Here is a 19,893-nt window from a genome sequence, read left to right on the forward strand (position 1 = left end):
GGTCACCGGCGTGACCCCGCCACTCACACGGCCTCCGCGATGACCACGCGCGGGCTGCCCGGCAGGGGACGGGTCTCCAGCACCTGCCAGCCGGTGTCGGCCAGCCACCCGTGCACCTCGTCCTCCGGGTAGACCACCGCCCCTCCGATCACCAGGTGCCCACCCGCCAGCACCGGGTCGAGCCGTCGCGCGTCCTCGGCCAGCAGCAGGAAGTCCAGCACCAGCAGCCGCCCGCCCGGGTCGACCACCTCCCGCGCCGCGCGCAGGACCGCCTTGTTCCGGCCGGGGTCGAGCCGGTGGATCACGTGCTCCAGCAGCACCGCGTCGTAGTGGCCGGGCACCGGGTCGGCCAGCGGGTCGGCCTCGTGGAACGTGATGCGGTCGGCCACCTCCGGCGGGACCGACCACCTGACCGCGTCCAGGACCTCGCGGGTGCCGACGAACGCGCCGGTCAGCTTGGGGTGCCGGGCCGCGGCCTGCGCCAGGAACGCGGCGGACAGCCCGCCGAGGTCCAGCACGTGCCGGTGCGTGCGGAAGTCGTAGTGCTCGGCGAGCATCACCGCGTGCAGCGAGTCGGAGGTCCGCACGCCGTTCACGGACACCCCCGCACGGGCCCCGTCCGGCGCGGACGGCTGCTCGGCGGTCGTGGATCCGGTCGTGACCGCCACCAGCGGCGTCGGGTCGGTCATCGGGTGTCTCCTAGTCCAGTCCGGGGTCCCGCTCGGAGCGGTCGGCGATGAACGACAGGACCCGCCGCCACGCGTCGGCCGCGTTGTCGGCCTGGTCGGGCAGCGCGCCGTCGAAGAACGAGTGCGGCGCGTCCTCGTAGAGCCGGAACTCGTGCGGCACGCCCGCCTCCGCCAGCTCCCGGTCGAACGCGAGGGTGTCCTCGACCGGGGCGAGCGGGTCCGCGCCGGCCGCGAGCACCAGCACCGGCCGCGTCATCCTCCGCACCAGGTCCCGGCACTCGGCGGGACGGCCGGAGCAGCCGATCGCGCCGGCCAGGCGCGGCTCGAGCGCGGCCTGACCCCACGAGATCGCGCCTCCCAGGCCGAACCCGACGGTGAACGCGGCCGTGACGCCGAGGGTGGGCAGGTGGTCCACCGCCGCCCGGACGTCGAGCAGCACGAGGTCCCGGTCGAGCCGGGCCGCGTGCGCGAACCCGTCGAAGCCCGGCCCGCGGTCGTCGTCCGCGGCGACCCGGCCGTAGTAGTCGAGCACCACGGCCGCCACCCCGGCCTCGGCGAACCCGCGCGCGAGGTCGCGGTAGAACTCGTGCGCTCCCCGCACGTCCGGCAGCACCACGACCCCGGCCCCGGTCGGCTGGTCGGGCACCGCCCGGTAGGCGAGGAAGTCCGTGCCGTCGCCGGACGTGAGGCGCAGTTCCCCGGCCGAGGCGACCGCGCCGGGCGACGCGGTCGGCCGCGGGTGATCGGCGTGGCACACGGACAACGCACTCACGATCGACCGTCCTGTCAGCACTGGTGAAGTGGTCGGCACAGCGTGGCCCGGGAGAGGTGGTCGGCCGGTCCGTAGAAATACCGAATCGCCCGCCGGACCACCGACCCCGACGGGTCGGGCGTGGCGCACCGCCGGCGCGGCACCGGTGTCGGCGAGTGGATCATCCTTCCGATACCTCGACCGCGGTCGAGAGTCCGCCTACCTTCGTCGCATGGCTCATGGCAAGGCACTGCGCGAGGCCTTCGCGGCTCCCGGGACGACACCGCTGATCGGCGTGTTCGACATGCTGTCCGCGTCGATCGCGGCCCGGCACTACGACGGGCTGTTCGTCTCCGGCTTCGGCTTCTCCGCCTCGCACTACGGCCTGCCCGACATCGGGTTCATCGCCTGGCCGGACGTGGTCGCGTTCGTGCAGCGGCTGCGGTTGGCGCTGCCCCGGCAGCACCTCCTGGTCGACATCGACGACGGCTACACCGACCCCGAGGTGGCCTGCCAGGTGGTCCGCGCCCTGGAGCAGGTCGGCGCGTCCGGCGTGGTGCTGGAGGACCAGCAGCGGCCCCGTCGCTGCGGGCACGTCGAGGGCAAGCGGGTGCTGCCGCTGGAGCAGTACCTGGAGAAGCTGGACCTCGTGCTCCGGACCAGGACCGACCTGGTCGTGGTGGCCCGCACGGACGCCACCGACGAGGACGAGATGCTGCGCCGGGCCGCCGCGTTCGCCGAGACCGACGCCGACGTGGTGCTGGTCGAGGGCATGCCGTCGGTCGACGTGATCCGGCGCGTCCGGCGGGTGGTGGGGAGCAAGGCGCTGCTGTTCAACCAGATCGCGGGCGGCAAGTCGCCGAAGCTGTCGCTGCGCGAGCTGACCGACCTGGGCGTCGACGTGGCCATCTACAGCACGCCGTGCCTGTTCGCGGCGCACGCGGCGATCGAGGACGCGATGGTCCGGCTCAAGGAGCGGGACGGCGTGCTGCCGGACGACTCGATCGACGTGGCCGAGTCGCAGGCACTGCTGAAGGACAACATCAGCCGCCACCACGACGTGCCCGCGCCGCGTGCGTCCAAGCCCGTCGTGGCGCGCTGAGGTCCCCGGTCAGCCCGGATCGCCGCGGCGCTTGCGGTGCACCACCCAGGCGAAGTCGACGATCAGCGCGACCACGATCACGCCGAGCAGCACCGCGAGCCACGTCAACCCCGCCCGGACGCACAGCACGGCGGCCACACCGTTGAAGACGACGCCGAACCCGGCCAGCCACAGCCGCAACGTCAACGCGCTGCGCGGCGGGGCGGGTGGCGGCAGGCCGTCGTCCGGGTGGCCGGCACCGGTCACGTCCGCCACTCCTCCTGCCAACCGTGGTGGGTGTCGTAGGCGGAGGCGATCAGCTGGAGCACGGTCCGGTCGGCACCGCCCGCGACCTCCTTACGCAGCCACTCGGCCTTCTCCGCGAACGGCGCCGGCGCACGGGGGTCCTGGGCCTGCGTGTCGTGCGGCACGAGCAGCAGCTCGCGGCCGTCGTCGGACCGCAGGATGCGGAACCGCCCGCGGCGCTCGGCCTCGTCCAGCAGCGGCAGCTCCTCGCGGGCCAACCGCTCCTCGTCCTCGTCCAGCCGGTCCAGCACGAACCGGCGCAGGTCCTCATCGGTCAGTCGGGTCGGCTCGACGTCCATGGCCAAGGGGTATCCACAACCGCCCCGGCCACACGTCGTGAGCGTGCGTGCTGTCGGGGCGGCGGGTAGGAATAGGTGATGACCAGCGCGTACGAGCCGGACCCGAGGCGGTGGAAGGCGCTCACGGTCACGCTCGTCGCCGGCTTCATGAGCCTGCTCGACGTGAGCATCGTGTCCGTCGCCCTGCCGTCCATCCAGCACGGCCTGGGCACCACGCCCGCGGGCGTGCAGTGGGTCGTCTCGGGCTACGCGCTGGCATTCGGCCTGGCCCTGGTGCCCGCCGGGCGGCTGGGTGACGCGATCGGCCGGCGCACCATGTTCCTGGTGGCGCTGGGCGGGTTCGTGCTGTTCAGCGCGTTGGCTGGGCTCGCGCCGACGACCGAGGTGCTGATCGCGGCGCGCCTGGCCCAGGGCATCTCGGCGGGCGCGCTCGCGCCGCAGAACTCGGCGTTGATCCAGCAGCTGTTCCGCGGTGCGGAACGTGGCCGGGCGTTCGGGTTCTTCGGCTCCACGGTCGGGATCTCCACGGCCGTCGGACCGGTGGTCGGCGGCGTCATCCTGGCCGTCGCCGGCGAGGACGAGGGGTGGCGCTGGATCTTCTACGTCAACGTGCCGATCGGCGCGGTCGCCCTGGTGCTGGCCGCCCGGCTGCTGCCCCGCGCCCGCGGCGGTCCGCGCGGCCACCTGGACCTGGTCGGCGCGGCCCTGCTCGGCACCGGCGTGCTGGCCGTGATGCTGCCGCTGGTGCTGGCCGAGGCGGGCGGGCTGACGCGGCTGTGGTGGCTGTTCGTGCTCGGCGCGGTGCTGCTGGTGCTGTTCGTGCGGTGGGAACGGCGGGTCGCCGCCCGAGGCCGCAGCCCGTTGCTGGCCATAGCCCTGTTCACCGGCACGCCCGGGTACGGCACGGGCGCGTTGCTCGGGACGGTCTACTTCGTCGGGTTCGCCGGCATCTGGCTGGTGCTTGCGCTGTACTTCCAGACCGGGCTCGGCTACACGCCGTTGCAGTCGGGGCTGGCCGTGACGCCGTTCGCGGTCGGGTCGGCGGCGTCCGCGGTGATCGGCGGGCGGCTGGTGGAGAAGTGGGGCCGCAAGCTGACCGTGACCGGGTTGACGCTGGTGCTGGTCGGTCTCGCGGTGACGGCGGCGGTGCTGAGGTTCGCGCCGCCGCACGTGGCCGGGTGGGCGGTCGCGCCCGCCTTGCTGGTGGCGGGCGTCGGCGGCGGGTGGGTGATCTCGCCGAACACCACGTTGACGCTGCGGCACGTGCCGGTGGCGATGGCCGGTGCGGCCGGTGGGGCGTTGCAGACGGGGCAGCGCATCGGCTCGGCGATCGGCACGGCGGCGTTGACCGGCGTGTTCTACCTGGTGCTGACCGCGACCGGGCGGGACTTCCCGGTGGCGGTGTCGGTCGCGGTGGCCGGCGCGGTGGTGGCCGTGGCGCTGGCGCTGGTGGTGGCGGTCGTGGAGCTGCGCGCCCGGCCGCGCTGCCCGGCCGCCGTGGAGGGGGTGGAGCAGGCGGTCCCGGACGCGCCGTGAGCCGCGCCGGGTGGGCACGATGGCGGGATGGAGCTGTCACCGGAGATGGATTTGGTGGGGAGCATGGACCTGCTGCCGCCGGCCGAGGAGCTGCTCGGCATCCGCTCGACCGCCGACCGGCCGCACGACCTGCACCGGGCGTTGGAGTTCGTGCTCGACCTCGTCGGGCCGGGGTTCACCGTGGAGCGGTTCGAGTCGGGTGGCAAACCGAGCGCCCTCGTCTACTACAGCACGGACCGGCCGCACTTCCGGGTGCTCTTCAACGCCCATCTGGACGTGGTGCCGGGCGCCGACTCGCAGTTCCGGCCACGGCGTGAGGGCGACCGGCTCATCGCGCGCGGCGCGCAGGACATGAAGCTGTCCGCAGTGGTGCTGGCCTCGGTCTTCCGGGAGACGGCCGCGCAGTTGCCGTACCCGATCGGGCTGCAACTGGTCACCGACGAAGAGGTGGGCGGGCGCGACGGCACGTCGCACCAGGTGGAGCAGGGTGTGACGGCGTCGTTCGTGGTGATCGGGGAGCACAGCGCGTTGCGGGTGGTGGCGGAGTCGAAGGGGCTGATCACCGTTCGGCTGAACGCGGTGGGGCGGGCCGCGCACAGCGCGTACCAGTGGCTCGGCGACAACGCGGTGCTGAAGGTGATGCGCGCGGTGGACGGCGTGCTGACCGCGTACCCGGTGGCGGTGGGCGAGGAGTGGCGCACGACGGTGAACGTCGCCCGCGTCTCGTCCGGGAACCAGGCGCTCAACCAGGTGCCCGCGGACGCGACCGCGTGGCTGGACGTCCGGTTCCCGCCCGAGGACGCCGACTTCACCGGCCGCACGCGGGAGGAGGTCGCCGCGCACTTCACCGCGCTGTGCCCACCCGGCGTCACGGCCGTCGTCGACCACTTCGAGCCACCCCACCGGGCCGACCCAAACGGCCCCGACCTGGCGGCGTTGCAGCGTGCCGCCCGTGCGCAGGGGTACTCGGGGGACCTGCTGCGCAAGCACGGCGCGGCCGACTCGCGGTTCTACTTCCAGCGCGGCATCGACGCGGTGATCTTCGGCGTGGGCGGCGACGGGCAGCACGGGCCGGACGAGTACGCCGACCTGACCACGGTCGAGCCGTACCGGCGGGCGTTGATCGCATTCCTGGAGGGCATTGCGTAACGCGTAACCTACTGGTTACGCGTTCGGGGTGGACGAGGTGGCGGGGGCAGTCGCCGACCCCGTGCGGCGGGAGATCCTGGAGATGCTGCGGGCCGACGCGCGGCTGTCGGCCGGGCAGATCGCCGAGCGGTTCGCGATCAGCCGCCCCGCGGTGAGCCGGCACCTGCGGGTGCTGCGGGAGAGCGGGCTGGTCCGTGACGAACTCGTGGGCCGGCAGCGGTTCTACGTGCTCGACGCCTCCAGGCTGACGCCGCTCGCGCGGTGGCTGGCGTCGTTCGGGGCACCGGCCGCGCCGGACCTGGTGTCCGGCTTGGCGCACCGCCTCGACGCGCTGGAGACCGAGGTGTACCGCACCCGGCGGGAACGCCGCTCGGACGCCCCGGCCGACGCGCCCCCCGACCTCCGTCCCGACTCCCTCTCCCACCCCGACGTCAAGGAGAACACCGCATGACCCCGACCCCCGCCGGTCGCCTGTTCCGCACCGACAAGGGAAGCGACCTGGTGCTCACCCGGACGTTCCGCGCGCTCGCCGACGACGTGTGGGCGAGCCTGACCGAGCCGGAGCGCACCGCCCGGTGGTTCGGCCCGTGGGAGGGCGAGGCCGGGCCGGGGCGCACGGTGAAGGTGCAGATGGTGTTCGAGGAGCAGGGGCCGTGGATGGAGGTCCGCATCGACGCCTGCGACCCGCCCCGCCGGCTGGCGCTGTCGATGGTGGACGAGGCGGGTACGTGGCGGATGGAGCTGCTGCTGTCCGAAGTGGATGGTGAGACCGAGCTGCGCCTGGTGCACCACCTGTCGACCGAGGAGGGCATCGGCGAGGTCGGGCCCGGGTGGGAGTACTACCTCGACATGCTGGTGGCCTCCCGGTCGGGTGCGGCGCTGCCCGCCTTCGACGACTACTACCCCTCCCAGAAGGCGTACTTCGAGGCTCTGACGACCGGCGAGTGACGGGTACCCGGGTCGACTCGCCGGGCTCGCGGCCGTCGGGGATGCGACCGGTCGGGGATGCGGCCGGTCGGGGATGCGGGCGGTCGGGAATGCGGGCGGCGACCTTCGCCTGGAAGTCCGGGCACGCGGTGATGTCCTCGGCTTCGCGCCCCGTCGCGTGCTCCAGGACCGCCGGCGACGCCTGGGGCGAGGCGATCCGCTCGGCCGGCCGCTCGTGGTGCTCGCGGTAGAGGGCGCGTCGGGCCGGGCGGTCGGCGGTGGCGGCGAACAGCGACCGGATCCGGTCGAGGCCGAGCCCGGCGTCCTCGGCGAGCAGGATCATCGCGATCCGCGCCTCGTCCGCCGGCTCGTACCGCCGCCGGCCGTTCGCCCGGCGGTCCGGGTCGAGCAGGCCCGCGTCCTCCCAGTGTTGCAACACGTGCGTGGCCAACCCGAACCGTTCGGCGACCGCGCCGATCGACGTCTCCTCGCTTGAGTTCATGTCGGCATGAAGTTGCACAGTCGGCGGTGTCGTCAACCACCACCGAGGAGCCGACGTGTCCACCACCTACTTCGACCGCGAGCGCGGCGCGTCCTACGACCGCCGTGCCACACGCCTGCTGGGCGGCCTGTACCGGCGGGTGGCCGCCGACGTCGCGGCGGTCGCCGGTCCCGGCGCGGTCGTGCTCGAGTTCGCCCCGGGTCCCGGGCGGTTGTTGCACGAGCCGGCGGCCCGTCGGACGGACCTGGTGCTCGGCGGTGTCGACGTGTCCACCGACATGGTGGCCCTCGCTCGCGCCGCCCGCCGCCCGCCGCCCGCCGCCCGTCGGGCGTCACGGATCACGTTCGAGGTCGGGGACGTCACGGCGTTGCCGCGGCCGGACGACGGTGTGGATGTCGTCGTGTCGACGTTGAGCTTGCGCGAGTGGCCGGACCGGCGTCGGGCGGTGGTCGAGCTGGGACGCGTGCTGCGGCCCGGCGGCGTGCCGCTGGTGTACGACTTCCGCTTCGCGCGGGTCGAACCCGAGCTGTTCTCGGACTTCGTCGACGTCCGGCGGGTGCCCGTGCGGCCGGAGTGGTGGCCGGTGGCGGTGTTCGTGGGCGTACGCGCCTCCGCGGTTTGATCACAGGGCTGTGAGCTGCGAATTTCGGCGTTCGGGAGTACGGTCGGGGGACGACGCAGCGGGTTGAGCCAGCAGCCACTGCCCTTCTTCGACCCTGAGGAGGCTGCGGACCGTGATGACGGAACCGTTCGGTCACCCGTTCAGGGTGGATCGGCAAGTGCACGGCTATGCGGTCGTGGTGCGTGTCGCCGGCGAAGTGGACGCGATGACCGTCCGCGAACTGCGACACGAGATCGCGATCGGCCTGGCCCTTGCCACCCCACCGTCCCCGGTCGTGGTGGATCTCAGCGACGTCGACTTCCTCGCCGCCGCCGGCCTGAACGAACTCCACCGCGGCCACCGCGCGGCCCGCGCGGCCGGCGTGCCGCTGCGCGTGGTCGCCCACCACCGCCACGTCCTCCGGCCGTTCGAGATCAGCGGCCTGGCCCAGGAGATCACCCCCTGCGCCACCCTGGCCGAAGCCCTGGCCCCCCGAACCCGAACACCCCACCGCCGCTTCGCCCTCCCCGTTCTCTGATCGCTGTCGGTGCGCTCATGCGTCGACCTCGTCGCCGCCGACGCCCGCGAGGAAGCTCGTCCGATCCACGCAGAGAACCGTTGCGCCGTGCCGCTTCCCGGTGCTCAGCCGACCGGCCGCGCCATCGAACTCGGCTGCGGTCCGGGCGCCCACGCACCTCGGGCTCCGGTGGACAGGCTGCGCTCGACCCGGTTCGGTAGACAGGGAGCGGTTCCAGGCGTCATCGTCCTCGCGCGAAACGTTGGGCGGATGACGCTCAGCGGACCGGGTGCGGCTCGCGTCGGTGAAGTCGCCGGCCGGTGAACCCCACGTCCGCCATGATCCAGGCTTCCGACGACTCCGCGCCCGCGAAGAACGCCGAGCCGACATCCACCAGGCGATGCCCGGCCTGGCCTGTTCCGTCATCTGGCCTGCGAAACCTCCTTCCGGACTGATCACCTGCAGGACACCGGCTGGTCCTGGCGTCGCGCCCCATCCGGATCCGGGCGTTCGGGGCGAGGGCTGCGCCGGAAGGACGCGAACCGGATCGCCTCGGTGACAACGCCGTGGGCGAACCAGGTGCTGGGTCCGCCCACTTCACGAGTACGACCGCGAGCTGGGCGGCTGCTCGGGTCCGTCGGCGCGCAGGTCGCGGCGGACCAGTTCGGCGACGCCCCGTGGCTCGTCATCGGCGTGGAGGGAGCGGCCGGTGGGTCGACTTGATCGCCACGTCCGCGCCCCTATGGGCGGCGTAGGCCCGGCGGGTAGGCGGGTGCGCCGGTGGCCGGATCGAGCCGCGCGCTGACGTTGACGAGCCGGTGGCGGCCTTCGGTTCGGTCGGTGGTCTGGTCAAGTCTTCCGGTGTGCGTCCGGCACCTGTAGCGCTTCTCGTCGGTGGGTAGGGCGGCGACCTCCGGCCGGGGCAGCGGATCGGGCTGGACTGTTCGCGGTGCGCCCGACGCCCGCGCATCCACCTCGTCGGTAGGGTCGAGTCCCGGTCGCCGACGTGGGTGAGGCGGGTGGGGCCCTCGGTTCGGTCGCTGGGTTGGTCGGAAGTTCTCGCCGTGCGTCCGACACCCGTACGCACACCTCGCCGGCGAGGCCGGGGGCCGGGGGCCGGGGGCCGGGCCACGTTCACCGGGGCCGGCGACCCCGCCGGCATCCTCACGGTCCGGCACGGTAACCAAGCCGGTCATCGTCGAGTGGGTGCTGACCGAGGGTGAGCTTGCCGAGGCGTGACCCCGGATGGCTGTTACCCGACCGGAGGCGGGTGCGCCGGCGAGGGGCGGGCTGGTGAGGTCTGCCGGATGGTGCTCGGCGGGCAGCGTGCGGCCTGGGGCCGGGTCAGCCCAGGGTGCTGGCGTAGGCGAGTGCGCCTAATGCCGGCGCGATGGTCAGAGTGAGGATCACCGACTTCCGGGTTGGCTTCGGGCAGGTCTGCAGGTGCTGGACGCCGGTGGGGAGGAAGGCGGCGCACAGGCCCACGACCGCGATGACGGAAGTGGGCTCGGTGCCCTTCAAGACGCCCAACGGGAGCAGGCACGTGGTGGCGAGGGCGAGGGCGCGGAACGGGCCCAGGGTTCCGCTTCGGTAGGCCGCGAAGGCCAGGGTCGGCCAGCCGAGGAGGATGGTGAAGGACAGGAAGCTGAACAGGTGCAGGTCCTGGTAGGACTGGGCGATCAGGTCAGTCGCGGTCGTCGGGCCCTCGTGGCGCACCAGGTTGTGGGCGGACTGGTCGATGCCCGCGTGGAACGTCCGTTCGAACAAGCCCACCAGGACCAGTGACGCGCCCCAGGTCGCCAGGGCGGGCCGGGTCTGTCCGATGTGGTGGGCCATGCCGATGACGGCCGGTGCCAACAGGACGGTGCCGGCGATCGTCAACGCGTGTGCGGTGCTCATCAAGCCGGGGTGCTCGGCCACGGCCGCCAACTGCCGGGGGAAGAAGTAGGGGAACGGCCAGCGCAGCAGGATGCCCGCGAGCAGCAGGAGCGGAGCGAGGATCAGGGTGCCGGCGCCGATCCACCGGCCGGGGAAGGTGTAGGTCACGGGGGAGACGATGCCGGAGGGGATGGGGGCTGCGGATCGGCTCAGGGGCTGGAGTTCTGCGTCAGACCAAGGTCCGATGGGGCCGCACGAACGGTCGATCCGCAGGAAGAACCGCGCTCAGCACCGCGTCGAGCGCCCGCGCCCGATCGGACGTGCGGATCCGGCTGAAACGAGCCATCACCGGCACCGCCGTCCCGTCCGCCAGGTCGACGGCAGCTCACCGCCGTGCGCGTACACCCGGGCCGGGAAGCCCTTGTCGGCGCCGGGCGCGCGCCCGGCGACCGACCGGCTCCGCAGGCAACCCGGGCGACCAGTCGTCCGCCGGTTCGAGCAACCCCGGCCCCGGGCCGGCGGCCACGCGATCGGCGAACAACGGCCCGCCGCGGTAGCGCACCGCCCCCGCCGGAACGGCCGACCCCACGGCCAAGCCCCGCTCGACCGCCGCACGCGCCGGCGGATCGATGGTCGGCGGCAGGAGGCACGACCGGGAACGGGTCATGGTCCCCACGTGGCGCGATCCGCCGCGCGCCGCGGTCGAGTGAATGCCCGACGCCTACGCTGCACCGGGTGATCAGCTACGAGTGGCGCGGCCACTTCGAGAACCCCGAGGTCAACGCCCTGCACGCGGAAGGCTTCGACCACGCGCCCCTGGCCGACGACTGGTGGGGGCAGGTCACCCGGCACAGCCTCGGCTGGGTGACCGCACGCCGCGACGACACCCTCATCGGGTTCGTCAACGTCGCCTGGGACGGCGCGATCCACGCCTTCGTCCTCGACACCCTCGTCACCACCGCCGAACGCAGCCGAGGTGTCGGACGTCACCTCGTCGCCACGGCCGTGGACGCCGCACGTGCCGCCGGGTGCGAGTGGCTGCACGTCGACTTCGACGACCACCTCGAGCCGTTCTACTTCGACAACTGCGGTTTCCAGCCCACCAACGCGGGTCTCATCGCCCTCGGAACGAGTGCGCCTCGGCACGTGTAGGTCGCTCCGCGGCGGGTAGTCGGCTGGAGACTGCCGACGAGGAGGAGCACGTGGACGCGTTCAAACCGGCCAAGGTCGTGAAGGAAGCACTGGACAAGGCCGTGGAGAAGGTGGCCGACCTGGTCACGCCGCCGGTGCCGGGCACGCCGGGCAGCGCGCCGGCCCCGCTGGACGCGCCGAGCGAGCCGCAGGGGCCGCTGCCGCGCAAGCCGGACCAGGCGTCCCCCCAGACGCGGACGGCGACCGGCGCGGAGACCGGCGCCGCGGCCGACGTGCGGGAGCAGCAGGGCGAGTACCTGACCACGTCGACCGGCGTGCGCCTGTACGACACCGACCACTCCCTCAAGGCGGGGGCGCGCGGTCCGACACTGCTGCAGGACCACCACCTGCGCGAGAAGATCACCCACTTCGACCACGAACGCATCCCCGAACGAGTGGTGCACGCCCGAGGCGCGGGCGTGCACGGCGTTTTCGTGGGCTACGGGAATGCCACGAACGTGTGCAAAGCCGGGTTCCTGGCCGAAGGCGTGAGCACCCCGGTGTTCACCCGGTTCTCCACGGTCGTGGGATCACGCGGCTCCGCCGACACCGTCCGCGACACCCGCGGGTTCTCGACGAAGTTCTACACGTCCGAGGGCACGTTCGACCTGGTGGCCAACAACATCCCGGTGTTCTTCATCCAGGACGGCATCAAGTTCCCGGACATCATCCACGCCGCCAAACCGCACCCGGACCGGGAGATCCCGCAGGCCCAGAGCGCGCACGACACGTTCTGGGACTTCGTCTCCACGCACACCGAGGCCACCCACCACGTCATGTGGCAGATGTCCGACCGGGCCGTGCCGCGTTCCTACCGGATGATGGAGGGCTTCGGCGTCCACACGTTCCGGCTGGTCAACGCCGAGGGGCAGACGTCGCTGGTGAAGTTCCACTGGAAGCCCAAGCTGGGCGTGCACTCCCTGCTGTGGGAGGAGGCGCAGCTGATCGCGGGCGTCGACCCCGACTTCCACCGGCGCGACCTGTTCGACGCGATCGAGTCCGGCGCGTACCCGCAGTGGGAGCTGGGCATCCAGGTCTTCCCGGACACCCCGGAGCAGACGTTCGAGGGCATCGACCTGCTCGACTCGACCAAGATCGTGCCGGAGGAGCTGGCCCCGGTCCAGCCGATCGGCATGCTCACGCTCAACCGCAACACCACCAACTTCTTCGCCGAGACCGAGCAGATCGCCTTCCACGTCGGCCACCTGCCGCCGGGCATCGACGTGACCGACGACCCGCTGCTGCACGCCCGCCTGTTCTCCTACATCGACACGCAGCTGAGCAGGCTCGGCGGCCCGAACTTCAACCAGATCCCGATCAACCGGCCGCACGCGCCGGTCAACGACATGCTGCGCGACGGCTTCCACCAGCACGCCGTGCACAGCGGCGTGGCGCCGTACAAGCCGAACACCCTGGACGGCGGCTGCCCGTTCATGGCGGGGCTGCAGACCGGGGCGTACGTGGAGTTCCCGGCACCGGTCGCGGAAGGCGTCAAGGAACGCCGCGCGCCCGCGTCGTTCGCCGACCACTACAGCCAGCCGCGGATGTTCTACCGCAGCCTCACCCCGGTGGAGAAGGAGCACCTGGTCCGGGCGTTCACGTTCGAGCTGGGCAAGTGCTACGAGCAGGCCGTCAAGGAACGCGAGCTGCGCGTGCTGGCCAACGTGGACGCCGAGCTGTGCGCCCTGGTGGCCGCCGGTCTCGGGCTGCCCGCGCCGGAGGCCACCGAGCCGGCCGCCGAGGTCGCGCCCAGCCCGGCGGTGTCGCAGATCGGCCAGGTGTGGCCGCCGGACGGCAGGCTGATCGGCATCGTGGTGGACGCCGACGACCCGGCGAGCCTGGACGGCCTGCACACCCTGCGCCAGACGATCACCGCCGGCGGCATGGTGCCGTTGATCATCGCCGCGCGCGGCGGTCAGCTGGACGAGGGGCTGGTGGCGCAGAGGACGTTCCTCACCGCCCGCTCGATCGAGTTCGACGCGGTGCTGCTGGCCGCCGCACCGCCGCCCGCCCCGGACGCCATCCCGGCCCGGGACGACAAGGCCGGCGCGCCCGCCTCGGCCGTCGACCCGCGCGTGGTCCTGATGGTCCAGGAGTGCTACCGGCACGCCAAGGTGATCGGCGTGTGGGGCACCGGCGAGGCCGCCCTGGTCGAGGCCGGGTGCTCGGCCGGCGACCTGGGCATCGTGGTCGGCGAGACCCCGGCGGACGTGTTCACCGAGGTGCAGACGCTGCTCGGCGCCCACCGGGTGTGGGACAGGTTCCCCGCGACCATCGCGTGACCTGACGACGACCGGCCGCGGACGGGTGTCCGCGGCCGGTCGGTCACGTCAGCACAGGCACAGCGTGTAGTTCGCCTGGTAGGTCGTGGCGGTCGCGGGCGCGGTGACGTTGTGCGTCTGCGCCCCGCCGTCGGACCAACTGCTGTACCGGTAGCGGAACACCAGCGCGCCGCCTTGCGGGCTCGGCGCGCTGATCGAGTTGTTCGACCCCACGATCACCGTTCGGGTGAACGGCGTGGTCTGCGCCGTGCCGCCGACGCTGAGCTGGAGCCCGCTCGGGTTCGACGTGAACGTCAGCGCGACCGTCCGCGGGTCGAGCTTCGTCGTGGTGCTCCTGACCCGGCCCGACGAGTCGGTCGCGGTCAACGTCAGGTCCAGGTAGGACGGGTACTCGTGGTCCGGCGCGATGAACGAGCCGGACGCCACGCCGGACCACGTCTGCACCACGTGCTCGTGGCACGAGCCGGTGGTCGCGCAGTGCTGGATGCTCAGCTTCCAGCTCAACGCGGACGCGGGCAGCGCGCCGTCCTGCGGGTCGGTGGCGTGCCCGGAGAACGGCACGTTCTGGCCCACCTCCCAGTTGAGCGGCGCGGTCGGCGCGTCGATCACCGGCACGGGGTCCTCGGCGACCGGTGTGCCGACCGTGACGGTGATCGAGGTCGTGCCGGTCGCGCCCGCCTGGTCGGTCACCCTGAGCCGGACCGTCACCGCGCCTTGCGCGGTGTAGGTGCGGGTGGGCGTGGCGGAGGTGGAGTCGTCGTACTGGCCGTCGCCGTCGAGGTCCCACGCGTAGCTCAACGTGTCGCCGGGGTCGGGGTCGGTCGACCCCGTGCCGCTGAACTGCACGGCCAGCGGCGCGGGCCCGGACTGCGGCGTGGCGGTGGCGACGGCGGTCGGCGCCTGGTTGCCGGTCGGGTAGCTGACCCGGCGCAGCTGGCCCGCGCCGAGCGCGATGTAGAACAGGTCGCCGCCGGGACCGGTGGTGATCTGCACCGGGACGTTCACGCCGGTCACGAACGGCACGAGCTTGGCCGGGTCGGGCTGACCCGCGGTGGTCTGCATGGCCCAGATGCAGCCGCGCGAGCTGTCGGCGAAGAACAACGCGCCGTCGTAGGCGGGCGGGTAGTTGCTCGTCGACTCGAACGCGATGCCGGACACCGACGAACCGCCGGTCGGGCACGGGTCCGTGGCCACGACCTTCGCCGAGTGGTTGTAGGCGTAGTACGGGGTGGTCTGGCCCGCGCCGGTGTAGAGCGACTCGCACAGGGTCAGGTTCGCGCCGTCGTAGCCGCCCTGGCGCGCGGAGCCCTCGTAGCAGGGCCAGCCGAAGTTCTCCGCCGTCGCGTCGTTCACGTCGGCGATCCGGTTGATCTCCTCCCACGTGTTCCAGCCGACATCGCCCGCCCACAGCTCCTCGGTGCCGGGCCGGAAGGCGAAGCGGAACTGGTTGCGCAGGCCGTGGGCGATGACGCGCCGGGCGTTGGCGTCGGCGTGGCCCGCGAACGGGTTGCCGGGCAGGCCCGCGCCTGTGTCGGGGTCGATGCGCACGATCGAGCCGTCGAGGCTGACCGGCTCGCCCGCCGGGCGGCGGACCGACTGGGAGCGCAGCGCGCCGCCGCGGGCGGTGGGCGCGGTGAGGTTCGTCCCGGCGGGTGACGGCGGGTCGGCGCACGGGTTGCCGACCTGGCCGTAGTCGGTGAAGTTGAAGCTCGCGCCGTCACCGCCGCCGACGTACAGGCCCCCGTCGGGGCCGAAGACGACCGTGCCGATGGAGTGGCTCGGGTACTGCTGGCACCAGTCGGTGACCAGCGGCTGCTCGGCGGTCATGGTGCCGCCGGCGCCCATGGTGAGCTTGGAGACCCGGCCGGTGACGACGCAGCCCTGGTCGGTGGCCCCGGGCGGGGTCGGGCACTGGTCGCCCCAGCGCGGGTGCGTGCCGCCGGGCACGGCGTCGTAGGTGTAGGCGACGTAGACGTACGGGCGGGTCGGGAACTGCGGGTCCACGGCCAGGCCGAGCAGGCCGCGGTCCCAGAAGTCCTGCGTCTGCGGGCGCAGGTCGGCGAACACGGTGGCGGTGGTGTCGGCCGGCGAGTCGAAGACCTTGACCAGACCGCTCTTCTCGGCGATGAACACCCGGCCGTCCGGCGCGAACGAGACGGCGGTGGGCGAGGTGAGGCCACCGATGGCGAGGGTGTCGGCGAAGCCGGCGGGCACGGCGGCGGCAGCCGTCGGCGGGAGAGCCACCGCGGTGGCGGCGACCACGAGTGCCGCGGCGGCCACGGCGGTCGCGCGTCTCGATCGCGGGGAAAATGGTGCGCGGCGGAGTAATCGCATGGCCCGTTTCGTTCCCTTCGTGACACTTCTGGGTGAGCACGGAAGGGTGACACGTGGGATGTCCGTCACGCATTGCTTTGTCCGTCTGGGATAGGGCTACCGAGCGGTCTCATCCGGGCGGCCTATCGGTCACCCCGAAAAATCGGCCCCGGCGTACTCCGTCCGCCGTAGGCCGGTTCGGCGTTCGGGCCGGCGGTCAGTCCGGCACGGTGTCGCGCGCGACCCGCGCGCGGGACAGCAGGAACCCGGCCGCGGCGGCGAGCGGGAACATCACCACCCCGTAGACGGCGGCCGGCACGGCCAGCCGTTCGCTGCCGAGCACGGTCACCGCGACGGTGATCGCCAGCGTGCTGTTGTGCACCCCGACCTCGAACGCCGACGCGATGGCCTGCCGCTCGCCGACCTTCGCCAGCCGGGGGACCAGGTAGCCCGCGGCCAGGCTGCACGCGCAGAACAGCACGGCCGCCAGGCCGATGTCGGCCAGGTACGCGCCGACGTTGTCCCGCTCGGCGATGATCGTGCCCGCGATCACCGCCACCAGCACCACCGCCGAGAAGATCCGCACCGGCTTGTCGGCGCGCTCGGCGAAGGCCGCCGACCAGCTGCGCACCAGCATGCCCAGCACGACCGGCACCAGCACGATCGCGAACACCTGCGCGACCTTGCCGAACTCCAGCCCGACCGCGCCCTCGGCCGCCGGCGCGAAGTGGTCGAGGGCGAGGTTCACCACCACCGGCAGGGTGATCACCGCGACCACGGAGTTCACCGCGGTCAGCGTGATGTTGAGCGCGACGTCGCCGCGGAACAGGTGGCTGAACAGGTTCGCCGTGGTGCCGCCGGGTGACGCGGCGAGCAGCATCATGCCGACCGCGAGCACCGGGTCCAGGCCCAGCGCGACCACCAGCCCGAAGCACACCACCGGCAGCAGGACCAGCTGGGTGGCCAGCGCGACCGCCACCGCCCGCGGTTCGCGCGCGATCCGGGCGAAGTCGGCGACCGTCAACGACAGCCCGAGCCCGAACATCACCACGGCCAGCGCGATCGGGAGGCCGACGCTCGTCAGGGCGGAATCCACGGCGATCACCTGCGTTTCTGCGTCCGCGTCCGGCGTCGGACCCGCATCGGGAGGAGCGCATCCTCCCCCAGAACGGGACGGATCGGGAGGTTCGAGGCCGGTTCGATGGCATTCGGTGATCACCGCTACGCTTGTCAGGCAGTGCCTGACAAATGGGAGGGCTGATGACGTACCCGCCGGGTTGCTCGTTCTGCGGCAGGGCCGCCGCCGACGTGCGCAAGATCATCAGCGGGCCGGGCATCTACATCTGCGACGGGTGCGTGTCCGCGTGCGTGGCGATCCTGGAAGCCGACGACGGGCAGTCCGACGTGACCGTCCCGGAGTGGTCGGTGATGTCGGACGACGAGCTGCTGGCCCACCTGCCGCGCATCGCGGCCACCGCGAGCCAGGTCGAGACCGGGCTCAAGGAGCGGGTCGCCGAACTGCGCGCCCGCGGCGTCACCTGGGCGCGGATCGGCACCGCGCTGGGCATGAGCAGGCAGTCGGCGTGGGAGCGGTTCTCGTGAGGAGCGTGTGGCGGGTCCGCGACTACCGGCTGGTGTGGGCGGCCCAGACGCTGTCCTCGTTCGGCAACGGGGTCTCGCAGCTCGCGTACCCGTTGCTGATGCTGGCGCTGACCGGCTCCGCGACCGCGGCGGGGGCGTTGGCGGCCGTGCGCGCGGTGCCGTACCTGGTGCTGGGCCTGCCCGCCGGCGCGCTGGTGGACCGCTGGGACCGCAGGCGCACGATGGTGCTGTGCGACCTCGGTCGTGCGGTCAACATGGCGACCGTGCCGGTGGCGTTGGTGTTCTCCGCGCTGACGCCCGCCCACCTGTTCGTCACCGGGTTCCTCGGCGGCGTGCTGTACGTGTTCTTCTCCGCCGCCGAGAACGCCGTGCTGCCCAACGTGGTGGGCAAGGACCGGCTGACCGACGCGGTGTCGGGCGTGGAGACCGCGCAGGCGGCCACGGGGGTGCTCGCCGGGCCGGTCGGCGGCGCGTTGCTCCAGGTCGGTCGCGGGGTGCCGTTCCTGGTGGACGCGGTGTCGTTCCTGGCGTCGGCGCTGTGCCTGGCGTTGGTGCGCGCCGACTTCCGGGCCGGGCCCGTGCGGGCGCGCGGCGGTCTGCGCACGGAGGTCGTCGAGGGTGTGCGGTGGTTGTGGGGCCACCGGCCGTTGCGGCTGATCGCGCTGACCGCGGCCGGGTTGCAGGTGGCGATCTCCGGTGTCGCGCTGGTGGCGATCGTCGCCGCGCGGGACGCGTCACCGGCCGCGATCGGCGGGTTGTTCGCCGCTCTGGGGATCGGCGGTGTCGTCGGCGCGGTGGTCGCGCCGAAGCTCGAGGCACGCCTCGGGTTGACCGGGTTGCTGCTGTCCGTGCTGTGGCTGCAGGGCGTGCTGTGGGTCGTGCTGGCCTTCTCCGGTGGTCTGATCGCGGTGGGTGTCGTGCTGGCCCTGTTCACGGTGTCGATGCCGTGCTTCGGGGTGGCCGCGCTGAGCTACCAGCTGGAAGTCACGCCCGACCACCTCCTCGGCCGCGTCGGCACCGCGTTCAGCCTGCTGATCTGGGCGGCGACACCGGTGGGCGCCGCCGCCGCGGGCGTCCTGCTCGACGTGGCCACCCCGGGCACGACGTCCCTGCTGTTCGCCGGGTGGGTGGTCGTGCTCGGGGCGGTGGCCACACCGACCCTCCGCCGCGCCGTCCGGGTGCGACCGGGCGGTCGACCCTGTCCTGAGCGTTGAATTCAGGGGTCCTGAACGTTCGACTCACGGGACCTGGGGGTTCGACTCACGCGGGTTGGGGTTTGTGGGAGACGAGGAGGGATTGGCCGGGGGAGGTGGTCAGGGGGTGGGTGGTCGGTGGGGTCAGGCCGGCGGCGGTGAGCCAGGTGGTGATCTCGGCCGCGCCGTAGACCTGGCCGCCCTGGCCGTGGAACAGGTTGAGGCTGAAGACGCGGGCGAAGGCGTCGGACGCGCGGTCGGGGGAGTGCTCGTCGTGTTCCAGCAGGACGACCGCGCCGCCCGGGCGCAGCGCCGCGGCGACCCGGTCCAGCAGCGACCGGTTGGCCGCGGCCGTCCGGCCGTGCACGACGTTGAACAGCAGCACGGTGTCGTAGTCCGAGCCCAGGTCGAGCGTGTCGTAGTCGCCCGCGCGCAACGTGATCCGCCGGCACAGGCCCGCGTCGGTCACCGCCGCCGCACCCACCGCCAACGCGTCCGGCAGGTCGATCACGGTCGCCTCCAACGACGGGTGCGCCGTGCACAGCCGGATGGCGTGCTTGGCGTGCCCACCGCCGACGTCCAGCACCGTCGACCCGACCGGCACGATCGACGCCACCTCCGGCGCGATCGCGTCGGCGTGCCCGGCCAGCATGCCCTGGAACCGGCGCAGCACCTCCGGCCGTTCGGCCAGCCACCCGTAGAAGTCGAGGGCCGGCTTGCCGGTGCGCACCGACTCCGCCAGCCCTTCCCACGACTCGAACAGCACCACCGACCAGAACCTGTCCACCTCCGAGTACCCGCCGCCCGCCAACCACCTGGTGGTCCCGTCGGTGTTGGCGTACCCGTCCGGCCCGCCGGTCAGGTACCCGAACGACACCAGCGCGTCGGCCAGCAGCCCGGTGCCGCGCGGGTCCGCGCCGAGTTCGGCGGCCAGCGACGCCACCGGCCGCGGGCCGTCGGCCAGCGCGTCGAACACGCCCAGCCGCAGGCCCGCGGCGACGGCGCGGTAGCCCGCGGTGGCGAGCAGGTCGTGGAACGACGGCGGGCCGTCGTCCGGTCCCAGGTGCAGTGGCATG

19 protein-coding genes and 1 pseudogene are annotated in these 19,893 nt (G+C 72.8%); 11 read left to right on the forward strand and 9 right to left on the reverse strand.

Annotated elements, in window-relative coordinates:
* Nucleotides 1-23 precede the first annotated feature (23 nt).
* A complete protein-coding gene (locus FHX81_RS00645) occupies nucleotides 24-689 on the reverse strand; it encodes a methyltransferase (protein WP_141974714.1) in 666 nt (221 codons plus the stop codon).
* A gap of 10 nt (nucleotides 690-699) precedes the next feature.
* Nucleotides 700-1,461: a dienelactone hydrolase family protein gene (locus FHX81_RS00650; RefSeq protein ID WP_170231871.1), complete on the reverse strand. Its 762-nt coding sequence runs from the start codon at nucleotides 1,459-1,461 to the stop codon at nucleotides 700-702.
* A gap of 211 nt (nucleotides 1,462-1,672) precedes the next feature.
* Here FHX81_RS00650 and FHX81_RS00655 point away from each other — a divergent pair, with 211 nt between their 5' ends.
* Nucleotides 1,673-2,542, forward strand: coding sequence for an isocitrate lyase/PEP mutase family protein (locus tag FHX81_RS00655; protein ID WP_141974716.1), 870 nt, complete (start codon nucleotides 1,673-1,675; stop codon nucleotides 2,540-2,542).
* Nucleotides 2,543-2,551: 9 nt separating this feature from the next.
* Here the strand turns inward: FHX81_RS00655 and FHX81_RS00660 are convergent, their stop codons facing one another.
* Nucleotides 2,552-2,788 (reverse strand): DUF6343 family protein, encoded by a 237-nt coding sequence (locus FHX81_RS00660; protein ID WP_141974717.1) that lies wholly within the window; start codon nucleotides 2,786-2,788, stop codon nucleotides 2,552-2,554.
* A complete protein-coding gene (locus tag FHX81_RS00665) occupies nucleotides 2,785-3,126 on the reverse strand; it encodes a hypothetical protein (RefSeq protein WP_141974718.1) in 342 nt (113 codons plus the stop codon). The genes FHX81_RS00660 and FHX81_RS00665 overlap by 4 nt, the downstream gene beginning before the upstream one ends.
* Before the next feature lie 78 nt (nucleotides 3,127-3,204).
* Here FHX81_RS00665 and FHX81_RS00670 point away from each other — a divergent pair, with 78 nt between their 5' ends.
* From FHX81_RS00670 to FHX81_RS00685, 4 genes are read left to right on the forward strand one after another with little or no spacing between them, the layout of a single operon-like run.
* A complete protein-coding gene (locus tag FHX81_RS00670; protein ID WP_246107541.1) occupies nucleotides 3,205-4,662 on the forward strand; it encodes an MFS transporter in 1,458 nt (485 codons plus the stop codon).
* 27 nt (nucleotides 4,663-4,689) lie between these two features.
* Entirely contained in the window at nucleotides 4,690-5,811 is a 1,122-nt protein-coding gene (locus FHX81_RS00675) for a M20 family metallopeptidase (RefSeq protein WP_246107542.1), read from the forward strand.
* Between the two features lie 37 nt (nucleotides 5,812-5,848).
* Nucleotides 5,849-6,262: a metalloregulator ArsR/SmtB family transcription factor gene (locus FHX81_RS00680; protein ID WP_246107543.1), complete on the forward strand. Its 414-nt coding sequence runs from the start codon at nucleotides 5,849-5,851 to the stop codon at nucleotides 6,260-6,262.
* A complete protein-coding gene (locus FHX81_RS00685) occupies nucleotides 6,259-6,759 on the forward strand; it encodes an SRPBCC family protein (protein WP_141974720.1) in 501 nt (166 codons plus the stop codon). The genes FHX81_RS00680 and FHX81_RS00685 overlap by 4 nt, the downstream gene beginning before the upstream one ends.
* Before the next feature lie 322 nt (nucleotides 6,760-7,081).
* On the opposite strand, the pseudogene FHX81_RS41650 reads toward FHX81_RS00685, so the two are convergent.
* Nucleotides 7,082-7,240: pseudogene (locus tag FHX81_RS41650) on the reverse strand (helix-turn-helix domain-containing protein); the annotation flags it as partial.
* 55 nt (nucleotides 7,241-7,295) lie between these two features.
* Here FHX81_RS41650 and FHX81_RS00695 point away from each other — a divergent pair.
* Both FHX81_RS00695 and FHX81_RS00700 read left to right on the forward strand, forming a co-directional pair.
* Nucleotides 7,296-7,862 carry a class I SAM-dependent methyltransferase gene (locus tag FHX81_RS00695; RefSeq protein WP_141974721.1) on the forward strand — a complete coding sequence of 189 codons (567 nt, stop codon included), beginning with the start codon at nucleotides 7,296-7,298 and terminating at the stop codon, nucleotides 7,860-7,862.
* Between the two features lie 115 nt (nucleotides 7,863-7,977).
* Nucleotides 7,978-8,379 (forward strand): STAS domain-containing protein, encoded by a 402-nt coding sequence (locus FHX81_RS00700; RefSeq protein ID WP_141974722.1) that lies wholly within the window; start codon nucleotides 7,978-7,980, stop codon nucleotides 8,377-8,379.
* A gap of 1,323 nt (nucleotides 8,380-9,702) precedes the next feature.
* Here FHX81_RS00700 and FHX81_RS00705 read toward each other — a convergent pair.
* Nucleotides 9,703-10,404 carry a hypothetical protein gene (locus FHX81_RS00705; RefSeq protein ID WP_141974723.1) on the reverse strand — a complete coding sequence of 234 codons (702 nt, stop codon included), beginning with the start codon at nucleotides 10,402-10,404 and terminating at the stop codon, nucleotides 9,703-9,705.
* A 567-nt stretch (nucleotides 10,405-10,971) separates the two neighbouring features.
* Here FHX81_RS00705 and FHX81_RS00710 point away from each other — a divergent pair.
* Together FHX81_RS00710 and FHX81_RS00715 are read left to right on the forward strand one after the other, a co-directional pair.
* Nucleotides 10,972-11,388: a GNAT family N-acetyltransferase gene (locus FHX81_RS00710; RefSeq protein WP_141974724.1), complete on the forward strand. Its 417-nt coding sequence runs from the start codon at nucleotides 10,972-10,974 to the stop codon at nucleotides 11,386-11,388.
* A 50-nt stretch (nucleotides 11,389-11,438) separates the two neighbouring features.
* Nucleotides 11,439-13,709, forward strand: coding sequence for a catalase (locus FHX81_RS00715; RefSeq protein WP_141974725.1), 2,271 nt, complete (start codon nucleotides 11,439-11,441; stop codon nucleotides 13,707-13,709).
* Between the two features lie 48 nt (nucleotides 13,710-13,757).
* On the opposite strand, the gene FHX81_RS00720 is transcribed toward FHX81_RS00715, so the two are convergent.
* Together FHX81_RS00720 and FHX81_RS00725 are read right to left on the reverse strand one after the other, a co-directional pair.
* Nucleotides 13,758-16,043, reverse strand: a complete 2,286-nt coding sequence (locus tag FHX81_RS00720) for a PQQ-dependent sugar dehydrogenase (protein WP_141974726.1) — start codon at nucleotides 16,041-16,043, stop codon at nucleotides 13,758-13,760.
* A 196-nt stretch (nucleotides 16,044-16,239) separates the two neighbouring features.
* Entirely contained in the window at nucleotides 16,240-17,118 is an 879-nt protein-coding gene (locus FHX81_RS00725) for a bile acid:sodium symporter family protein (RefSeq protein ID WP_141974727.1), read from the reverse strand.
* A gap of 164 nt (nucleotides 17,119-17,282) precedes the next feature.
* Here FHX81_RS00725 and FHX81_RS00730 point away from each other — a divergent pair, with 164 nt between their 5' ends.
* Both FHX81_RS00730 and FHX81_RS00735 read left to right on the forward strand, forming a co-directional pair.
* Complete coding sequence (locus FHX81_RS00730) at nucleotides 17,283-17,624, forward strand: ClpX C4-type zinc finger protein (protein ID WP_246107545.1); 342 nt, start codon at nucleotides 17,283-17,285, stop codon at nucleotides 17,622-17,624.
* The gene (locus FHX81_RS00735) at nucleotides 17,621-18,838 is read left to right on the forward strand and encodes an MFS transporter (protein ID WP_170231873.1); all 1,218 of its coding nucleotides are present in this window, start codon (nucleotides 17,621-17,623) and stop codon (nucleotides 18,836-18,838) included. The genes FHX81_RS00730 and FHX81_RS00735 overlap by 4 nt, the downstream gene beginning before the upstream one ends.
* A 46-nt stretch (nucleotides 18,839-18,884) precedes the next feature.
* On the opposite strand, the gene FHX81_RS00740 is transcribed toward FHX81_RS00735, so the two are convergent.
* Nucleotides 18,885-19,892: a methyltransferase gene (locus tag FHX81_RS00740; protein ID WP_141974730.1), complete on the reverse strand. Its 1,008-nt coding sequence runs from the start codon at nucleotides 19,890-19,892 to the stop codon at nucleotides 18,885-18,887.
* Nucleotide 19,893 lies beyond the last annotated feature (1 nt).

This window comes from Saccharothrix saharensis (assembly GCF_006716745.1).
Lineage (GTDB): Bacteria > Actinomycetota > Actinomycetes > Mycobacteriales > Pseudonocardiaceae > Actinosynnema > Actinosynnema saharense.

Bases quoted from the DNA above. Each gene is read 5' to 3' on its own strand.
- FHX81_RS00645 (WP_141974714.1), bottom strand. From the start codon at position 689: ATGACCGACCCGACGCCGCTGGTGGCGGTCACGACCGGATCCACGACC.
- FHX81_RS00655 (WP_141974716.1), top strand. From the start codon at position 1,673: ATGGCTCATGGCAAGGCACTGCGCGAGGCCTTCGCGGCTCCCGGGACG.
- FHX81_RS00665 (WP_141974718.1), bottom strand. From the start codon at position 3,126: ATGGACGTCGAGCCGACCCGACTGACCGATGAGGACCTGCGCCGGTTC.
- FHX81_RS00670 (WP_246107541.1), top strand. From the start codon at position 3,205: ATGACCAGCGCGTACGAGCCGGACCCGAGGCGGTGGAAGGCGCTCACG.
- FHX81_RS00675 (WP_246107542.1), top strand. From the start codon at position 4,690: ATGGAGCTGTCACCGGAGATGGATTTGGTGGGGAGCATGGACCTGCTG.
- FHX81_RS00685 (WP_141974720.1), top strand. From the start codon at position 6,259: ATGACCCCGACCCCCGCCGGTCGCCTGTTCCGCACCGACAAGGGAAGC.
- FHX81_RS00700 (WP_141974722.1), top strand. From the start codon at position 7,978: ATGACGGAACCGTTCGGTCACCCGTTCAGGGTGGATCGGCAAGTGCAC.
- FHX81_RS00720 (WP_141974726.1), bottom strand. From the start codon at position 16,043: ATGCGATTACTCCGCCGCGCACCATTTTCCCCGCGATCGAGACGCGCG.
- FHX81_RS00730 (WP_246107545.1), top strand. From the start codon at position 17,283: ATGACGTACCCGCCGGGTTGCTCGTTCTGCGGCAGGGCCGCCGCCGAC.
- FHX81_RS00740 (WP_141974730.1), bottom strand. From the start codon at position 19,892: ATGCCACTGCACCTGGGACCGGACGACGGCCCGCCGTCGTTCCACGAC.